This window comes from Enterococcus sp. AZ011, assembly GCF_050548355.1.
GTDB lineage: Bacteria > Bacillota > Bacilli > Lactobacillales > Enterococcaceae > Enterococcus > Enterococcus faecalis.
In genome coordinates, this window is sequence record NZ_CP172959.1 from 1,460,256 (window position 1) to 1,477,825 (window position 17,570).

Here is a 17,570-nt window from a genome sequence, read left to right on the forward strand (position 1 = left end):
CCAATAATTAACTAAAGCCTGTTTATCTTTTTTTCTTTTTCTTCTTTTTGTTTTTCTTCATCATACGATTCATGGCCATTTTGCCTAGCTTGCCTTTAACGCCGCCACCTAGCATTTGATCCATACCAGGAATGTTCATATCCCCTTTGGACATTTGTTGCATCATTTTTTTGGATTCTTTAAATTGTTTAATCATACGATTGACTTCAACCACACTATTTCCTGAACCAGCTGCAATTCTGCGGCGGCGACTAGGATTTAATAGGTCAGGATTTTCACGTTCTGCAGGGGTCATTGATAGGACCATCGCCCGTTTCCGTGCCACATCTTTTGGATCGACTTTGACATTTTCAATACCAGGCATGTTACTCATTCCAGGGATCATTTTTAATAAGTCTTCAATCGGTCCCATGCCCATAACTTGATCCAATTGCTCAATGAAATCGTTAAAGTCAAAACTGTTTTCTTTCATTTTTTGAGCAAGTTCTTCTGCTTTTTTCTCATCGTAATCTTGTTGCGCTTTTTCAATTAGCGTCAACATGTCCCCCATACCTAGGATACGACTCGACATACGATCGGGATGGAAAATTTCTAAATCGGTTAATTTTTCACCAGAACCGACAAATTTAATCGGAGCCCCCGTTACTGCCCGAATTGACAGCGCAGCCCCCCCACGAGTATCGCCGTCCATTTTGGTAATAACAACCCCAGTAATTCCAAGCTGTTCATTAAAACTATCTGCAACGTTGACAGCATCTTGCCCCGTCATCGCATCAACAACTAACAGAATTTCATTGGGATTAGCCAACTCTTTAATTTGTTTCAATTCGTCCATTAAAGCTTCGTCAATGTGTAAACGGCCGGCCGTATCAATTAAGACATAATCATTTTTCTTTTCTTTTGCTAACGCTAACCCTTGACGAACAATTTCCACTGGATTAGCATCTGTTCCCATATCAAAAACGGGAACTTCTAATTGTTGACCTAAAACCTTCAACTGATCAATCGCTGCTGGACGATAAACGTCACCAGCGATTAAAAGCGGACGAGCGTTTTCAGTTTTCATTAAGTGTTTGGCTAATTTACCAGTAAAAGTTGTTTTACCAGCCCCTTGTAACCCTGTCATCATAATCACTGTTGGGATTTTTGGAGATTTATTCAATTCAACCGTTTCTGAACCTAACGTTTTCGTTAATTCTTCATCAACAATTTTTACAATTTGTTGGGCTGGTGATAAGCTTTCTAATACTTCGACTCCTACTGCCCGTTCCCTGACGCGTTTTGTGAAATCTTTGACCACTTGTAAATTAACGTCGGCTTCTAATAAAGCCAAACGGATTTCTCGCATCATTTCTTTTACGTCGGCTTCGGAAACTTTTCCCTTACGACGGATTTTACTCATTGCCTGTTGTAGGCGGTTTGTTAAACTCTCAAAAGCCATAGTTTCATTCCTCTATTTCTTGAATTTGTTCAATATATTTTTTGATTTCACTATCTTTGGGATAAGTTTCTTGAACATACTGCTGTAGTTGTTCAAGATATTCTTTCCGTACAACATAGTTTGAATAAAGATGTAACTTTTTTTCGTATTCTTCTAAAATTTTTTCGGTTCGTTTAATGTTATCATAAACCGCTTGGCGACTAACCTCATATTCTTCCGCAATTTCTCCTAAAGAAAAGTCATCAGCATAGTAAAGCTCCATATAATTCATCTGCTTTTCCGTTAATAATGTCGAATAAAATTCAAATAACGCATTCATGCGGTTTGTTTTTTCCATTTCCATGAGCCGTGCTCCCATCTTCAATCCCTTATAGGTTACCGATTTCATAGGGAATAGTCAATCTTTTTTTACTAAGTTTTTACCTTTTAAAAAGAAATGTCCGCAAGTTGCCATGTTTCTTCAGAATAAACGGTCATTCCTTGTTGAATAAAATAAGCAGTTGCGACTCCAACTCCAGCTTTTTTAATGCCAGAAAATTGTCCATCATAAATCAGCTGGCTGCCACAGCTGGGACTTTTTTCTTTCAAAATCAAGGTTGTAATTTGTTGGGCTTTTAATTTTTGATACGCGCGTTGTGCCCCTGCTTTAAATGCCTCAGTGACATCTTCCCCGTTATCCGTATATACATAAGCAGTATTCGCCCAAACATCGAAGCCGTCCCCGCCAATGATTTCTGCTGGCGGACGTGGAATGGGCAACTCTCCTAAAACTTCGGGACAAATCATTATTGCTTTTCCATTAGTTACAAGTTGTTTTAACGCTTCTTGTTCTTGAGATTTTCCATCGTAACGGCAACAAATCCCACCTAAGCAACTACTAATACCAATCATTCGCTTCTCCTCATTTCATTTCTCTATTATACCATGAGTTGACTTTTCTCAAAAGTAGCATTCTCGCTTACTTTAAAGTACGTTCTTCCTCTAAAAATATGTTAAACTAACAATAGTGAAATATACACTTATTTTCAGAAATTTCTTGAAGGAGTTATGTAAATGAAAAAAGTTCTTGTCGTCGATGATGAACCATCGATTTTAACTTTGTTAACCTTTAATTTGGAAAAAGAAGGCTATCAGGTGACTACTTCCGAAGATGGTAAAAACGGCTTCGAATTAGCTTTGTCTAATCAATATGATTTTATAATTTTAGATGTAATGCTTCCTGGTATGGATGGCTTAGAAATTACCAAAGCACTTCGTCGAGAAAAAATTGACACGCCTATTTTGATTTTAACTGCCAAAGATGAACAAGTAGATAAAATCATCGGCTTAGAAATTGGGGCAGATGATTATTTAACAAAACCTTTTAGTCCCAGAGAAGTCCTAGCACGCATGAAAGCTATTTTTCGTCGTTTAAAACCTACCACGACCGAACCGCTTCAAGAGGACACACCTAAAGCTCCGCTTGTGATTGGCGAGATTCGTGTGGATGAACAAAATTATGAAGTCTTTGTGCGCAATCAGCCCATTGAACTAACACCAAAAGAATTTGAATTACTCGTTTACTTCATGAAACGCAAAGATCGGGTCATTAATCGGGAAACCTTGTTGGAACGAATTTGGCAATATGACTTCGCTGGACAAAGTCGCATCGTCGATGTCCACATTAGTCATTTACGTGATAAAATCGAGCCTGATCCCAAACGGCCCGTTTACTTAGTAACTGTCCGTGGCTTTGGCTACCGTTTTCAGGAGCCAAAACGATGAAAAAGAGACTGCGGATTGAATATTTTTTAGTTGCGGCAGTCATGCTTTTATTATTTGTCGGGAGTATTGCAGCGACCAATTTTTTCTTTCAAAAAGAAATGGTTGCTCAGCAAGAAACCTATTTAAGAAGAAAAAATACCCTTTTAACAGACCAGTTGCCCCCTTCCGTTTTCGAAAAAGGGCAACTGACAAACCAACAACAACTCCTTGTCACCCATGAGTTAGATGATGCAGAAGAACGGGTAACTTTGTTGCAAAAAAATGGTACCGTCTTTTTTGACAGCAGCCAAAATGAACCGCTAGAGTCGCACAAAAAACGGCCTGAAATCGCTGCGGTTCTATCAGGAGCTACCTATGGTTCAGCTTTACGAAAGAGTAAAACGTTAAATAAAGAACTTCTGTACGTTGCCACGCCCGTTTTAAAATCAGGAGAAATCGTTGGCATTATTCGGATTTCGGAACAAACCGCGCTATTTTCTAAAAATATCCAATCTTTTCGTCGCTATATTATCTTTACATTTGGCATCTTGTTCCTACTAATTACCTTGTTTATCTTTTTATTGTTACGGCAAAAAAATCAACCGCTAGTGACTGTTTTACCGATTCTGAAACGAATGCTTAAACATCCAGATGAAAATCGATCCATTATCCAGCAATCTTCTGAATGGAATGAACTTTACGAAACTATTAACCTACTGAGTCAACAAGTAAGTCAAACGTATAAAGCGTATACGTCTGCGGATGAGCAATTTCACGAACTTTTAGATGAGCTGATGATTGGTGTCTTTATCATTGATACGCAAGGACGGCTTCGTCTGTTGAATCCTAAAATGCAGGAAATGTTAGGACTCTCTGATAAAAATATGCAAAGCAATTATCTTGAAGTGATTCAAGACGCCGATTTGATTCATTTAATCCATCAAGTCGTCGCTGAAAAAAACAGCTTACATCAAGAAATCACTGTGACACAAGGACCCACACCTTTACGCTTAGATCTTTCTCTTCGTTACTTGGATGATCAAAGCGCCAATGATTATCAAGTGTTAGGAATTGCCTATGATTTAACGCGCGTTCGCCAACTAGAAAAAATGCAAAAAGATTTTGTATCAAACGTGTCTCATGAATTAAAAACGCCTGTCACTTCTCTTTTGGGCTTTACCGAGACACTCATAGATGGCGCCAAAGAAGATCCGGAAGTCCTTGATCAATTTTTGCACATCATGCAAAAAGATGCCCAGCGTCTGCAACAATTAATTCAAGAAATTTTAGAACTTTCTCGGGGCAGCGCAACAATTCCTTATGCAGAACAAGAAATTACTTTAGAAAAATTCATTACAGAAATTCTCGGTTCTTATCAGCAACAATTGGCAGCAAAACAGCTGAAAACAGTCGTTCATGGTCTGCCAGAGAGCCAATTTTTCACCAAATACGAATTGTTTTATCCAATCGTGAAGAATCTAATTGAAAATGCCATTCAGTATTCCCAAGAAAATGGACAGATTACTATTTCTTATGCTATTGAAAATCAGCAATTACGTTTATCTGTTCAAGATACTGGCATTGGCATTAGTCAAAAAGACCAAGAACGGATCTTTGAACGGTTCTATCGTGTCGATAAAGCACGTAGCCGTCATTCTGGTGGCACCGGTCTAGGTCTAGCTATTGTCCAAAATTACACAGAATTATTAGGCGGTAAAATCGCCATTGATAGTCACTTAGGCTTAGGGACCACTTTTACAATCACCTTGCCTTTAACAAAAAAAGAAGCCTAAAAAAACTCAGCCAATCCTGTTTATTGGCTGAGTTTTTTTGTTTATTTTTCAGTTACTTTTCCATTTACATCACGTTCTACTTGCATGTCTGTGATGGCTAAATAACCTAAGTCTTTGACAATTGTCTTTTGAACATCATCGGTGACCATATAGTCTAAGAAGGCTTTTACTTCTTTATTAGGCTCCCCTTTTGTATACATATGTTCATAAGACCAGATTTTCCATGAATTGTCTTTCACGTGTTCTTCTTTTGGTTCAACACCATCAATGCTTAAGGCAACGGTGGAATCATCCATATAAGAAAAAGCTAAATAGCTGATTGCTCCTGGTGTTTGTTCAACAATTTTACGAACTGTTCCCGAAGAATCTTGTTCTTGTGATTGAACTGGTTTAGCTCCATCTAAGCCCCATTTTTCAAATGTTGCTCGGGTGCCACTTCCGTTTGCGCGGTTTATTACGACGATTTCTTGATCTTTGCCGCCCACTTCTTTCCAGTTTTTGACTTTGCCAGTAAAGACATCAATCAATTGTTGCTTTGTTAAATTCTTCACGCCGACTTCTTTGTTGACCACTGGTCCCATACCGACCACGGCCACCCGATGATCAACTAATTTAGAGGCATCCACGCCATCTTTCTCTTCGGCAAACACATCGGAATTTCCAATGGTCACTGCGCCATCTGCAACTTGCGAAAGTCCTGTTCCGCTGCCGCCACCTTGGACAGAAACTGTATAATTAGGATATTCTTGTGTAAATTGATCTTTCGCAGCATCTACTAACGGTTGTAAAGCGGTGGAACCAACAGCGACAATTTTAACTGGTTTGTTACTATCCGCTTCGCTGGATTTTTCAGTTGTGCCTCCTTGAGCTCCGCACCCAGTTAATAATAACCCTAGACTCAGCATAGTTGCTGCAATTACACGTTTTTTCATCTTTGCACTTCCTTTTCAATTAGTTACAAGTTTAGTCTACCAAGACTCTGTTAATTCTGTTTCAATTAAATGTAAATAAAAGGTAAAGGTGTGTAAAGAATCTATAAAGGCTAGTGCGTTACGCGTTGTGTCGCCATGTAATGTGCAATTCGTTCCATGGCCGTTGTTAATTTATCCATATCGGACGCATAACTAATTCGAACGTATCCTTCTGCTTCTGGACCAAAAGAAATACCTGGAATCAACGCTACTGCTTCTTTTTGCGCTAAATCAATACAAAATTTCATAGAATCTTGTTCATAACCAGTAGGAATCTTAGCAAAAATATAAAAGGCGCCATTTGGACGTGCAACCTCAAACCCCAATTGAGTCATCTGTTCATAAACAAAATCGCGCCGTTTCCGATACTCTTCTTTCATAATTTCAGCATCATGCATTCCTTCGATTAAGGCACGAACAGCCGCTTTTTGAGACACTGTTGCAGCTGCAGTAACTAAATACTGATGGACTTTAATGATCTCCGCTGTTAAAATCGCTGGTGCAAAAATAAAGCCAATCCGCCAGCCTGTCATGGCATGTGATTTCGACAAACCGTTAATTAAAATCGTTTGGTCACGTAACATTTCAGCAATCGAAACATGACTCTCATCATAAGTTAACTCACTATAAATTTCATCACTAATCACAAAAATGTCGTATTTTTTTAGAACATCAGCAATTGCTTGCAGCTCTTGGCGGTTATAGGTGACACCAGTTGGGTTGCTAGGATAATTTAAAATAATTGCTTTGACTTGTTCCCCATGCTCGGCCATTGTCGCTTCAATCATTTCAGGGGTCAAGACAAAATCATTGTCTCGTGTATCCAAATATACCGGTTCCGCCCCCGCCAATGTAATAATTGGTTCATACCCTGGGTAAATAGGTGCTGGCAATAGCACTTTGTCACCTTGTTCTAAAATTGCTAATAACGAAGCTGAAATCGCTTCTGTTGCTCCAACTGTTACTAAAATTTCTGTCGCAGGCTGGTAAGTCAAATGGTACTTTTCTTTCATAAAATAAGCGGCTGCTTCACGAACATCTAACAAACCAGACATCCCTGTATAATGAGAAAAATTCGCATCAATTGCTTCTTTGGCTGCTTTTTTGACATGCTCAGGTGTGTTAAAATCCGGCTCTCCTAGTGTTAATTTTAAAATACCTTCAATTCCTGAGACTTGTTCGTCAAATTGACGAATTAAAGAAACAGCAATTTTATTTACTTGACGATTAAAACGATTGGTTAAATCCATTTAGCTTCACTCCTTCAGTTGACGTTATAGTAGCACAAATTGACCGTAAAATGAATGATTTTCTCATTGTTTCGCTAGATTTTTATTATAAATATCTCAAAAAAACGGCAGAGAAGAAAATAGGAGAACTTTGTCCTTTTCAACAAAGTTCTCCTATTTATTTATTTTTCGAAACGCCATGTCCGAATTTCAAACGGACGTAATGGTGCATCAACTTCTATCGCTGGTGTCAACGGTTCTTCTAATACATTTGTTAAACAAGTCGCTGGTTGTGTCTCTTTGTGAAGTTCACAAGGAATATTTTGCGCTGTTAGATTAAAGCCACGAACGACTAAATGATTCGTTTGCTCTTGACGTTTAACGGCTGTCCAACCAATTGGTCCTTCTGCCGTTGTCAAGTAGACATGGTTCGGTGCTAGTTTACCTTCATGACGCGCAGTAGTAGCTGCAGTAAAAGGAATTTGTGCACTATAGGCTTGTTGATACGTAGCAAAGCGTTCTTCTGGTTTTCCATGCAATGACAAACCATATTTAAAGGTATATTCTCCTTGGCATTGTGCTTCTGGTGTCGCAAAATAGCCCCAATCACCTAGTTCGCCAACACAACGAATTAATGTGACCGCAATGGTTCCATCTGCCAATACTTCATACTCATTTAAGCCTTCATTGAAGATAGTCACGCCTTTATTTTGGTCATGAACATTCACAAACGCTTGTTGGTGCTGCGGGTTTGTTGGATTTTCCCATGCGTCGCTTACTTGATTTGGTCGTGTCACGACTTCATAAATACTATCCGCTTCGTGTGTTTCTGTGACCATGCCAGTTGGGAAAAGCACGCGTAAACGATGATCTTTGATTTGATTATTAATGGTTGTTTCAAAGAATAATTGGTTACTTTCTTTGATCATTGTAACCACTGTCGTTATTTCGAACGGGCGAAGCGTCGTTGAACGTTGTGCTTGGCGTTCTCTAAACTCACGAACAGCCTTTTGTTCTTCTTCTAATCGTTCATCTGCTGAAACTGGTAACATGACGGTTTGTTTAATTTGATAACTTGCTTTTACAGGGGAATTTTCTTTATTCGTAATTTCAGCCGTTACATTTTCGGTTGTAATTCCTTGGTCTTCGGTCGGTTTGAAAAAGATATATTCATTCCCAATGTCGCCAGTATCTTCAAATGTTAACAATTTTGAAAATGTTTCTCCTGTTTTTTTGTCAGCAATGGTTAAGCTACCATTGTTTTCAATTTTCACTTGAATAAATTCGTTTTCCATTTCATTTATTGCTGGTTGAGCCAAAAGACTTCCTTCAAAAGCTTTCGTTTCTCCTTGAATCAATGCAAAGCTATCCCAAGAGAATGGCGCCATTTCTTTAACAGATAATTCGACCGTTAAGTATTTAGCCATGTACGGTTGACGGAAAGCATCTTTAGGTAAATCGTAACCAAAACGAACATCTTCTTTGACAATACGGCTTGCAACGGCTTTTCCAGTTGGATCAATCACTTGATAATCTGGGGTGGCTTTTTGTTTTAATTCATGATAAAGATCTTCAGGTTTTCCTGTATAAAATGGCAATCGTTCAATCTCCACTTCCACAGTGACAACCTCCGTTTTCTGATAGCCACTAGTATTAAATAAAACAAACGGGTGCGCTTTTTCTGGGAAAACACTTGTATCAATTGCTTCTGTTAATTGTCGTGTTGCTTCATCTGCTAAGAAATGCCCGACATCATTGGCATTTTCAAAGCGAGTCATCATGCCTCGGTGAACCTCGTCGACAGAACAGCCACAAATACTATCGTGCGGATGGTTTTGAAGCAATGTTTTCCAAGCATAATCAAATTGGTCATGTGGGTAGTCGCCAGTTACTTCGTAAGCCATTGCTGCTAAAGGTTCTGCGATATTTTCTAATTGGCGTTGGACTTTTGTGTTCCACTGTTTTAAATAGACGCGAGCAGAAGAAGTATTGGCTAATGTGTACCAGCCATCCGTTTCTTGACTCGTTAATTCGCCTGTTACTGTTCCTAAATCTTCTGGTAACTCCTCTTGAACAGCTTTCAAATAGTCATCGAAATTGGAATGAATAAATTCATATTCTGGGAATAGTTCATTGGCTAAAGCGATGGCCTTAGTAATATCTCTTTGTACCGGTTGGTGGTCGACCCCATTCATCATCAATAAATGGTTTGTGGAAGCATAACGTTCCACATCAGCCAATTTTTGTTTCCAAAAAGCGATTGCCGCTTCTTTTTCTGAAGGAATTTCGTTCCCGTTACTATACCAGTTCGCAAAAAGCAAGCCGAAAATTTTCGTTTGGTCAGGACCTTCCCACCACATTTCTGAATATTGTGAGCTATAGTCGCTTTCTAAGACTTGATTATCAAAGCCAATCGGTTTCACCCCGCGTCCAAAGGCAGCCGCAGGCAGATTTGCTAATTGCATCATTTGAGGTGTTTGACCCATGTTCCCAAATGTATCCGGGAAGTAACCTAATTGAACTGGTGCTCCCCATTTTTGACTTTCTAAATGCCCAATCAGCATGTTTCGAACATTGGATTCAGAGCTAATTAAAAAGTCATCTTGTAAAATATAAAATGGTCCGATTTTTAGTTTGCCTGCTTGGACAGCTTTTTTTACAGCTTCTTTTTTCTCTGGGCGAACTTGTAAATAGTCGTCTAAGATAATCGTTTGTCCATCTAAATGGAAACTGTTAAACTCTGGATCATTTTCAATTAAATCTAATACATTATCCACTAATTCAATTAAGCGCATATGATGTTCTTCATAAGGAAGATACCATTCACGATCCCAATGACTATGGGAAACAATATAGACTTTTTTCTTTGTCATCACTTTTCCTCCTATTTTTCCACTCGGATGTCAAAATAATCCATAACTAATTCACAAAACATCATATTAGCCCATGAAAACCATTCTCTTGTATAATTTTCAGGATTATCTACGTCAAAACCTTCATGCATCAAATGAGTCCCCGCATCTGTGGCAACCAATAAATCTAAAATTCGTTCTTTTTCTGCTTTATCTTTGGTTGTCATTCCTTCCATTGCTAAAGCAATCGGCCACACGTAATTTTCTGGTGTATGCGAGCTACCAATCCCTTTCGCATATTTGCCTTCATAGAAGTAAGGATTTTCTTTACTTAATAAGGTTTGACGCGTTGTTAAATATTGTTCATCCTCTGTTGAACAATAACCCAGATAAGGGGCTGCTACTAAATTGGGAACATTACTGTCATCCATCACGCTTGCATTGCCTAAGCCATCCACTTCATACGCGTAAATCGTTTCGTTATTTTGATTTTTTGTTCGTCCAAATGTTTGGATGCCTTCTTCAATCTCTTCTTGTAATTTTTTAGCAATCGCCACAATCGTAGCATCTTCTAAAACATCAGAGAAAATTTCTTGAATATAGCCTAAAATTACGACTGCAAACATGTTAGAAGGAACTAAGTAACCATATTGGCAGGCATCATCACTAGGACGGAAGCCTGACCATGTCATCCCTGTTTTGCCAACTGGTGTTCCTTTCCCTGCTTCAACCAACGTATCTTCTTGACGCCACGTATCTCGTTCAAATAAATAAGGTGACTGTGCGTGATCTTGTTCTATTGTAAAAACGTTGAGAATTTTTTTGACGCCTTCCACAAAATCTGAATTAAATTGTTCGGTCATCCCAGTATTTTTATAAAGTAAATAGGCTAATTGGACCGGGTAACATAATGAATCAATTTCATATTTCCGTTCCCAAATCCAGCCATTCATTTCTGTCTTATCAGTTTGATGGCCTGCATGATTATCTGTTTCATTAAACGCATTGGCATAAGGATCAATGCAAATATAACGAAACTGGCGTTTAACCAAACCAGCAATCATTTGAGCAAGGTCTTCGTCTTCTTTCGCAATCACTAAATAGGGACGAACTTGTGCTGTTGAGTCTCTCAACCACATTGCTGGAATATCGCCTGTTAATAAAAAGGTAGTACCATCTTCTTGACGTTTCACTGTTGTTAGTAAAGTATTGGCAAAGGCCGCCTGAAAGTTTTTTGCCCAATCTTGATGTGCTTCACCGCATTTTTCTGTAATTGTCTCCATAAATGTTGCTACGGATTTTGGAACTTCTGTATAAACCATTCTCGTCACCTCTTAAATTTGATATATCATTTAACAATTGAATTATAGCGTTTACATTTCACTTTGTCTAGTGATTTCGATCATTTTTTTCATTTTAAAACCAATTAATTTATGGTAAACTATAAATAAGATATATCTTATTGTGAGGTGAAATGAATGAAGCAACCATTATATCAACAAATTATTGATTATTTACAAAATGAAATTGATTCAGGGCGATTGCCTGTTGGAGCGCAAGTGCCTACCGAAAAAGAATTATCGGCTCAGTTTAACGTCAGTAGAATTACGTCCAAACGAGCGCTAACTGAGTTGGAAACGCAAGGCGTAATCCAACGTCACCAAGGAAAAGGAAGTTTTGTTCAAGCACCAAAGCATCCTCTTCATACCTCTTTAAATAAAGTTCTTTTTTTATTGCCTTTTGCAGACGATTTATCAGTAGGAAATTTCTATAGCGGTTTGGCCCCTACTATTCAAGCAGCTGGTTTAGAAGTCTTTATGACCTCGCCTAATTTTTTGAGAGAGAAAAATGCTGCGGACATTGTGAATGAGTTTGCCGGGCTTGTCTATTATGCTGCTACTAGTAATGACTACCTCGACTTATTGTTTGAGTTGGCTTTGATGAATTTTCCAGTCGTTGTCTTGGATAAAAAGATCCATGATTTACCTTTTGCAACCATTCAATCAGACAACTTTGCTGGTGGTAAAACAGCAACCGAACGCTTAATTGGCTTAGGACATACAAAAATTGGATATATCCTTTCAGGAAGTCCAGCCCTACAATCCGTTCGGCAACGTTATTTAGGTTATCTCCAAGCTTTAAAAGAAGCCAATCTGGCATTTCATACAGCAATCACGGAAACCAATCTCTTAGATGAACACAACTTTAAACAGTATTTTGAGGCGCACCAACTCACAGCCGTGGTCTGCGATAATGACTTCAGCGCGTTACATTGTTTACGAAACTGTAAAAACCTAGGTATTCATGTGCCAAAAGAATTATCGATTATTGGTTTTGACGATATTCAAGCGGCAGCATTTGTCGAACCGCCATTAACAACCATGGCACAAGACTTTAAAGAAATGGGAAAACTAGCTGGCGAAGTGTTATTACAAACGATGCAACAGGACGTTCAAGTCATAGAAGACATTCAAGTGCCTGTCACATTAATTGAAAGAGAAACCATTTCTACTGTTTCAAAATGAGCCAAAAAAAGAAGGAACTATCAGTCAAATCACTGATAGTTCCTTCTTTTTATTCCTTAGTGCTAAACGTTTTGGTATCTACCTCTTTTTTAAACAACGCTTTTAATTCTTTGATAAAGTAGCGACCAATCGGACTGATTTCCCGATTTTTGGGAAAGAGTAAACAAATACGATTTTCCAAGGCTGGCGCCAATGGCACTAACCGAATTTCTTTCTTCGTAAAACCCGTTACGACACCTGAACCAGAAGCATAAGCATTGGTTTCTACCAACAAATTCATCAAGGTTCCACGATCCGTAGTATGAATGACCGATTCCTGTTCAGGAATTTCAACTAAATCTTCAGAAAAATAGGAAAAATTGCTTCCTTCTTGATTAAAGCGGACTTGTGGATAGGGAACTAATTCCTCTAAATGAATTTCTTTTTGCTTGGCTAAAGGATGATGATTACCTAAAAAAATGTGTGTATTAAAGGTACTAATTACCTCGTAGGCTAGATTAGCTTGTTCTAAATACCGTTCAATACTGACACTATTTTGTTCATTTAAATAAATAATCCCCAACTCACTGTGAAATCCTTTGACGTCTTCAATTACTTTTAAGGTTGTGGTTTCAAAGACACGAAAATCTTTATATTGATCCCCATACTTTTTAAGAACTTTGGCAATTACTTCACCTAAAAAATCGTAATGTTGCGAAGAGATGGAGAATCGTTCGCTGGTCACTGTCTCGCGATAGCGATTTTCCAATAACTCCATTTGAACTAAGACTTTCTCTGCTTGTTCTAAAAAAACCATTCCTTCTTCTGTTAAAAAAGCGCCCTTATTGGTACGTAAAAAGAGGGAAATTCCTAGTTCTTCTTCTAATTCTCGAATACTATTTGACAAGCTAGGTTGTGTAATAAATAGTTTTTTGGCTGCTTCCCGAAAACTCCCATTGTTAGCTATGGCAGCAACATACTTCATTTGTTGAATATTCAACACTTTTTCCTCCACACACTAATCATTTGAAAAATAAATCTTACGCCCATTCAACGGCTGAAGGGGCCGATTGTTAAAGGCCAACATACCTTCCTTGATCTTATTTAAAAAGGCTTGATCCATTTTTTGAATGGTATCAAATACAAACCATTTCACTGGACCCTTAGTTGGCGGTGTTGTTAACGAGCCTACATAATGGTAGTGTAGACGCTCCTCTGGTAAAAAGATTGACGGATTAAACCATTGTTGGTGCGTGCCGTTTTCCCAGTCCATCGGATGATTCGCTTCTGAAAAACGATTTTCTTCCTCTGTGATGGTAAACAGGCAACCGACAACTAAATTTTCGCCAGCATCATTCATATGAACCAAATGGAATTCTAGCGGATACTGCTTTCCCGACAGCAAATGTTCGCTAGGCATATGAAAATGGATATCGGTTAAATGATACGCAACATTTTCAAACATTACGTAACTTTCCGTATTTGGTGGTACAAAATGAAACGTATTTTTGAATTCCTTTTCAGTGAATTCTTCTTTTTTATAATGAAACGTAATCTGAGAATTTATTGTCTCAGCACTTTCTTTTTCTAAAGCAATTGGCGATTGATAAGCAAACTTAGCACCTTCTGCAAACCAGTCACATAGCGTATGCCAATGTTCTGGTCCATCGTTGCCTGTATAGCTCCATTCAACGTCCATATTTTTTATTTTTTTCATACACTCTTCCTTCATTTCCACATAGTAATCGGGTAAAACTCATGTTAAAACTCTATCCTAACATCTTTTCTACGTCAAACAAAAGAACTTAGATCATTACGCGCCTCGGCAAATGACCTAAGTTCTCCTACCGTTAAATCTGGTTACTGAAAATGACACTAAAAATCAGACGACAAGAACCATCTTTAGTTCAACGGTTATTTGCCCCAGTTTTCAGGATCTTTTTTCCATTCTTGTAATAAGGTAACATCTTTTTCTTCGATATAGTTTGCTTCTAATGCAGCATCAATTAAAGTTGAATAATTGGTTAACGTTAGTAACGTCATCTGTTTATCTGCAAAATTTGCCGTTCCTTTGGGTAACTCATAAGTGAAGATTGCCGCAACACCTAAAACCGTTGCTCCTTCACGTTCCGCCGCTTCTGCCGCTTCTAACACGCTACCGCCTGTTGAAATTAAATCCTCGATAACTACCATTTTTTGTCCTTCAGAAATTCGGCCTTCAATTTGATTCCCTTTGCCGTGATCTTTGGCTTTACTGCGGATATAAACCATTGGTAATCCTAAAATATCGGCTACCCATGCCGCATGTGGAATCCCTGCGGTAGCTGTCCCAGCAATCACTTCGACTTCTGGGAAAGTCTCTTTAATTTTTGCCGCTAAGCCTTCTGCAATTTCTTTACGCACAGCAGGATAACTCATCGTGATACGGTTATCACAATAAATCGGGCTTTTTATGCCACTAGCCCAAGTAAAAGGCTCATTAGGGTTTAAAAATACCGCTTCAATATCTAATAAATCTTTGGCAATCTTTTTTGCTACTTTTGTCATGTTACTTTCCGCTCCAGTCTTTTTTGATTTCTTGATAGGCTTCATAAGGATTTTCTGCTTGGGTAATAGGTCGGCCAACAACGATATATGTGGACCCGATTTCGCGAGCATGTTGCGGCGTAACGACCCGTTGTTGGTCACCTACTGCACTTCCTGCTGGACGAATACCAGGTGTTAAGCAAATAAACGTTTGCTTGGTTGCTTCTTGAATACCACGTGCTTCTAATGCTGAACAAACCACGCCATCCAGACCCGCTTTTTCCGCACATTTAGCATAATGAATGACACTTGTCTCTAAAGGAACGTTGATTAATTGATCATGGTGCATCTCTTCTTCACTAGTAGAAGTCAACTGGGTTACAGCAATTAACTCAGGAACCTTAGCGCCTGGCTGAGTCCCTTTGATTAGACCTTCCTTAGCTGCTTGCATCATTCGAACGCCCCCTGCTGCATGGACATTGGTAATGGCAACGCCTAATTTTGCTAAATTTGTCATAGCTTTTTCCACAGTATTCGGAATATCATGTAATTTTAAATCCAAGAAAACATCGTGTCCTTGTTCTTTAAGCCAGCGAACAATCGCTGGTCCTTCTGCGTAAAAAAGTTCCATCCCCACTTTAACAAACAAGGCTTCTTCCTTAGGAAATTTTTCTAAAAAAACAGCCACTTCTTTTTGCGTGGGAAAATCTAACGCAATAATTGGTCTATCGTGCATTTTGCTGCCCCTCTCTCACTTCTTTAATTAATTGTTCCAACGATTCAATGCCTAACTCTTCCATTCGCTTAGGTAATCCGTCAATCAACTTCGGACAAATATATGGATCTGTAAAGTTGGCCGTACCAACCCCGACAGCGCTAGCACCTGCCATGAACATTTCCAAGACATCATCCACTGTTTGAACACCGCCCATTCCAATAATTGGCAACTGAGAAACACTGGCGACTTGTCGGATTAAGCGAATAGCAACAGGTTTAATGGCTGGGCCAGATAGTCCGCCAGTTTGATTGGCTAAAATAGGTTTTCTCGTTTTTAAATCAATGCGCATCCCTAGCAATGTATTAATCATAGAAAAACCGTCTGCGCCCCCTGCTTCAATTGCTTGGGCGATCGGCACAATGTCCGTTACGTTTGGTGATAGTTTAACATAAATCGGAACAGAGGCGACTTTTTTGACTGCTTGTGTTAATTGAAAAGCAACCTCTGGATCTGTACCAAAAGCTATGCCGCCATGTTTCACATTAGGACAGGAAATATTCAATTCAATTGCTTTGACGTTAGGCGCTTGCCCAATTTTTGCGCAAACAGCCACATAGTCCTCTTCGCAAGCACCTGCAACATTTGCGATAATCGGTAAGTTAGGGTATTTTTCTAATTTCGGTAATTTTTCTTGCATAACCACTTCTAAACCTGGATTTTGCAATCCAATGGCATTTAGCATACCACTAGGTGTTTCAGCTACACGTGGTGTGGGATTTCCATATCGTGCTTGGGGCGTTGTTGCCTTAATCATAATTGAACCTAATTGATCAAGGTCATAATAGTTAGCATATTCTTCCCCGAACCCAAAGCAACCACTGGCGGGAATAATTGGATTTTTTAATGTTAAACCTGGAATTGAAACAGCTAAAGGATTTTTCATCATAAGATAACCTCACTTGCTTTAAAAATCGGACCTTCATCACAGACCTTGACACTTTTTGCTCCAGTAGTGTCTCCTTTTTTATGGCAAACGCAGGCATAGCAAGCCCCAATTCCACAGGCCATCCGTTCTTCTAAAGAAAGGTAAACGTGTGGATGTGTTGGAAATAAAGAATCAATTGCTTTTAACATACCATTCGCACCACAAGCATAAACTGCATCAGGGATCCGTCCTTTTGCTAACGCTTCTGACAATAAACGTCCCACGTTGCCATGAGCGCCAAACGAGCCGTCATCTGTGGCAAAATGTGTTTCTCCTAATGCCATAAATTCTTGTTGGTAATAAGCAACCTCTTTTGATGCATAACCAAGAAAATGAATCACTTTCACGCCTTTTTCATTGAGTTGTTTTGATAATTCATACAATGGGGGAATCCCGATTCCTCCGCCAACGATAAAAGCAGTTTGACCAGCTGCTACGGTAGTTATATCAAAGCCGTTTCCTAAAGGACCTAAAATATCTAATTGTTCACCAGCCTTCATGGTGGCAAACACTTCCGTTCCAGCGCCTTCGACTCGATAAATCAAACGACAGGTTTCGTTCGAATGATCAATTTGGTTGATGCTAATCGGTCGCCGCAAAAGTAAATCTGCACGCGGAACCTTGATATGCACAAACTGTCCAGGTCGTGTCATCTCTTTCACTAACTCGCCTTGTAAGTCTAACTGATAAATCCGTGGCGCTAACTGTTTTTGAGCTACAATGGTCATCATTTCTTGCTTTCTCTGCATCAGTATCCTTCACTCCTTTATTCTCTGATTCCCCTATAAATGATTTTCTATTTCTTCGT

The 17,570-nt window shown here is 38.9% G+C and carries 16 protein-coding genes; 3 read left to right on the forward strand and 13 right to left on the reverse strand.

Going from position 1 to position 17,570, the window contains the following annotated elements:
* Nucleotides 1-22: 22 nt before the first annotated feature.
* The 3 genes from ffh to IGL36_RS07100 all read right to left on the reverse strand — a co-directional run bounded on the left by ffh (nt 23) and on the right by IGL36_RS07100 (nt 2,332).
* Entirely contained in the window at nt 23-1,441 is a 1,419-nt protein-coding gene (gene ffh, locus IGL36_RS07090) for a signal recognition particle protein (RefSeq protein ID WP_002360194.1), read from the reverse strand.
* Between the two features lie 4 nt (nt 1,442-1,445).
* On the reverse strand, nt 1,446-1,784 hold the full coding sequence (locus tag IGL36_RS07095) for a putative DNA-binding protein (protein WP_002357429.1): 339 nt from the start codon (nt 1,782-1,784) through the stop codon (nt 1,446-1,448).
* 83 nt (nt 1,785-1,867) lie between these two features.
* Nucleotides 1,868-2,332, reverse strand: a complete 465-nt coding sequence (locus tag IGL36_RS07100) for a DUF523 domain-containing protein (protein WP_002364031.1) — start codon at nt 2,330-2,332, stop codon at nt 1,868-1,870.
* A gap of 162 nt (nt 2,333-2,494) precedes the next feature.
* On the opposite strand from IGL36_RS07100, the gene IGL36_RS07105 reads away from it, so the two are divergent.
* Both IGL36_RS07105 and pnpS read left to right on the forward strand, forming a co-directional pair.
* Nucleotides 2,495-3,205, forward strand: a complete 711-nt coding sequence (locus IGL36_RS07105) for a response regulator transcription factor (protein WP_002360193.1) — start codon at nt 2,495-2,497, stop codon at nt 3,203-3,205.
* Entirely contained in the window at nt 3,202-4,977 is a 1,776-nt protein-coding gene (gene pnpS, locus IGL36_RS07110) for a two-component system histidine kinase PnpS (RefSeq protein ID WP_430609049.1), read from the forward strand. Before IGL36_RS07105 ends, pnpS begins: the two co-directional genes overlap by 4 nt.
* 41 nt (nt 4,978-5,018) lie before the next feature.
* Here pnpS and IGL36_RS07115 read toward each other — a convergent pair whose 3' ends face one another.
* The 4 genes from IGL36_RS07115 to IGL36_RS07130 all read right to left on the reverse strand — a co-directional run bounded on the left by IGL36_RS07115 (nt 5,019) and on the right by IGL36_RS07130 (nt 11,351).
* On the reverse strand, nt 5,019-5,909 hold the full coding sequence (locus IGL36_RS07115) for a phosphate ABC transporter substrate-binding protein PstS family protein (RefSeq protein WP_002398330.1): 891 nt from the start codon (nt 5,907-5,909) through the stop codon (nt 5,019-5,021).
* Nucleotides 5,910-6,019: 110 nt separating this feature from the next.
* Nucleotides 6,020-7,198, reverse strand: a complete 1,179-nt coding sequence (locus tag IGL36_RS07120; protein ID WP_002398331.1) for a pyridoxal phosphate-dependent aminotransferase — start codon at nt 7,196-7,198, stop codon at nt 6,020-6,022.
* A gap of 161 nt (nt 7,199-7,359) precedes the next feature.
* The gene (locus tag IGL36_RS07125) at nt 7,360-10,050 is read right to left on the reverse strand and encodes an alpha-mannosidase (RefSeq protein WP_002398332.1); all 2,691 of its coding nucleotides are present in this window, start codon (nt 10,048-10,050) and stop codon (nt 7,360-7,362) included.
* Nucleotides 10,051-10,061: 11 nt separating this feature from the next.
* Nucleotides 10,062-11,351, reverse strand: a complete 1,290-nt coding sequence (locus IGL36_RS07130; RefSeq protein WP_002398333.1) for a glycoside hydrolase family 125 protein — start codon at nt 11,349-11,351, stop codon at nt 10,062-10,064.
* Between the two features lie 156 nt (nt 11,352-11,507).
* On the opposite strand from IGL36_RS07130, the gene IGL36_RS07135 reads away from it, so the two are divergent.
* Nucleotides 11,508-12,554, forward strand: coding sequence for a GntR family transcriptional regulator (locus tag IGL36_RS07135; RefSeq protein ID WP_002398334.1), 1,047 nt, complete (start codon nt 11,508-11,510; stop codon nt 12,552-12,554).
* A 49-nt stretch (nt 12,555-12,603) separates the two neighbouring features.
* On the opposite strand, the gene IGL36_RS07140 is transcribed toward IGL36_RS07135, so the two are convergent.
* The 6 genes from IGL36_RS07140 to IGL36_RS07165 form a co-directional block, all read right to left on the reverse strand.
* The gene (locus IGL36_RS07140) at nt 12,604-13,533 is read right to left on the reverse strand and encodes a LysR family transcriptional regulator (RefSeq protein ID WP_002361904.1); all 930 of its coding nucleotides are present in this window, start codon (nt 13,531-13,533) and stop codon (nt 12,604-12,606) included.
* A gap of 18 nt (nt 13,534-13,551) precedes the next feature.
* The gene (locus IGL36_RS07145) at nt 13,552-14,265 is read right to left on the reverse strand and encodes a carbonic anhydrase (protein WP_002394492.1); all 714 of its coding nucleotides are present in this window, start codon (nt 14,263-14,265) and stop codon (nt 13,552-13,554) included.
* A 182-nt stretch (nt 14,266-14,447) separates the two neighbouring features.
* Nucleotides 14,448-15,080 (reverse strand): orotate phosphoribosyltransferase, encoded by a 633-nt coding sequence (gene pyrE / locus IGL36_RS07150; protein ID WP_002357418.1) that lies wholly within the window; start codon nt 15,078-15,080, stop codon nt 14,448-14,450.
* A 1-nt stretch (nt 15,081) separates the two neighbouring features.
* The gene (pyrF, locus tag IGL36_RS07155; protein WP_002357417.1) at nt 15,082-15,795 is read right to left on the reverse strand and encodes an orotidine-5'-phosphate decarboxylase; all 714 of its coding nucleotides are present in this window, start codon (nt 15,793-15,795) and stop codon (nt 15,082-15,084) included.
* Complete coding sequence (locus tag IGL36_RS07160; protein WP_002369312.1) at nt 15,785-16,723, reverse strand: dihydroorotate dehydrogenase; 939 nt, start codon at nt 16,721-16,723, stop codon at nt 15,785-15,787. Before IGL36_RS07160 ends, pyrF begins: the two co-directional genes overlap by 11 nt.
* Nucleotides 16,720-17,511: a dihydroorotate dehydrogenase electron transfer subunit gene (locus tag IGL36_RS07165; protein WP_002365731.1), complete on the reverse strand. Its 792-nt coding sequence runs from the start codon at nt 17,509-17,511 to the stop codon at nt 16,720-16,722. The genes IGL36_RS07160 and IGL36_RS07165 overlap by 4 nt, the downstream gene beginning before the upstream one ends.
* Nucleotides 17,512-17,570: the final 59 nt, after the last annotated feature.

Excerpts from the sequence above, each read along its gene's own strand:
- IGL36_RS07130 (WP_002398333.1), bottom strand. The coding sequence starts at position 11,351 with ATGGTTTATACAGAAGTTCCAAAATCCGTAGCAACATTTATGGAGACA.
- IGL36_RS07160 (WP_002369312.1), bottom strand. The coding sequence starts at position 16,723 with ATGATGAAAAATCCTTTAGCTGTTTCAATTCCAGGTTTAACATTAAAA.
- IGL36_RS07120 (WP_002398331.1), bottom strand. The coding sequence starts at position 7,198 with ATGGATTTAACCAATCGTTTTAATCGTCAAGTAAATAAAATTGCTGTT.
- IGL36_RS07105 (WP_002360193.1), top strand. The coding sequence starts at position 2,495 with ATGAAAAAAGTTCTTGTCGTCGATGATGAACCATCGATTTTAACTTTG.
- ffh (WP_002360194.1), bottom strand. The coding sequence starts at position 1,441 with ATGGCTTTTGAGAGTTTAACAAACCGCCTACAACAGGCAATGAGTAAA.
- IGL36_RS07125 (WP_002398332.1), bottom strand. The coding sequence starts at position 10,050 with ATGACAAAGAAAAAAGTCTATATTGTTTCCCATAGTCATTGGGATCGT.
- IGL36_RS07135 (WP_002398334.1), top strand. The coding sequence starts at position 11,508 with ATGAAGCAACCATTATATCAACAAATTATTGATTATTTACAAAATGAA.
- IGL36_RS07115 (WP_002398330.1), bottom strand. The coding sequence starts at position 5,909 with ATGAAAAAACGTGTAATTGCAGCAACTATGCTGAGTCTAGGGTTATTA.
- pnpS (WP_430609049.1), top strand. The coding sequence starts at position 3,202 with ATGAAAAAGAGACTGCGGATTGAATATTTTTTAGTTGCGGCAGTCATG.
- IGL36_RS07165 (WP_002365731.1), bottom strand. The coding sequence starts at position 17,511 with ATGCAGAGAAAGCAAGAAATGATGACCATTGTAGCTCAAAAACAGTTA.
- IGL36_RS07100 (WP_002364031.1), bottom strand. The coding sequence starts at position 2,332 with ATGATTGGTATTAGTAGTTGCTTAGGTGGGATTTGTTGCCGTTACGAT.
- IGL36_RS07145 (WP_002394492.1), bottom strand. The coding sequence starts at position 14,265 with ATGAAGGAAGAGTGTATGAAAAAAATAAAAAATATGGACGTTGAATGG.
- pyrE (WP_002357418.1), bottom strand. The coding sequence starts at position 15,080 with ATGACAAAAGTAGCAAAAAAGATTGCCAAAGATTTATTAGATATTGAA.
- IGL36_RS07095 (WP_002357429.1), bottom strand. The coding sequence starts at position 1,784 with ATGGAAATGGAAAAAACAAACCGCATGAATGCGTTATTTGAATTTTAT.
- pyrF (WP_002357417.1), bottom strand. The coding sequence starts at position 15,795 with ATGCACGATAGACCAATTATTGCGTTAGATTTTCCCACGCAAAAAGAA.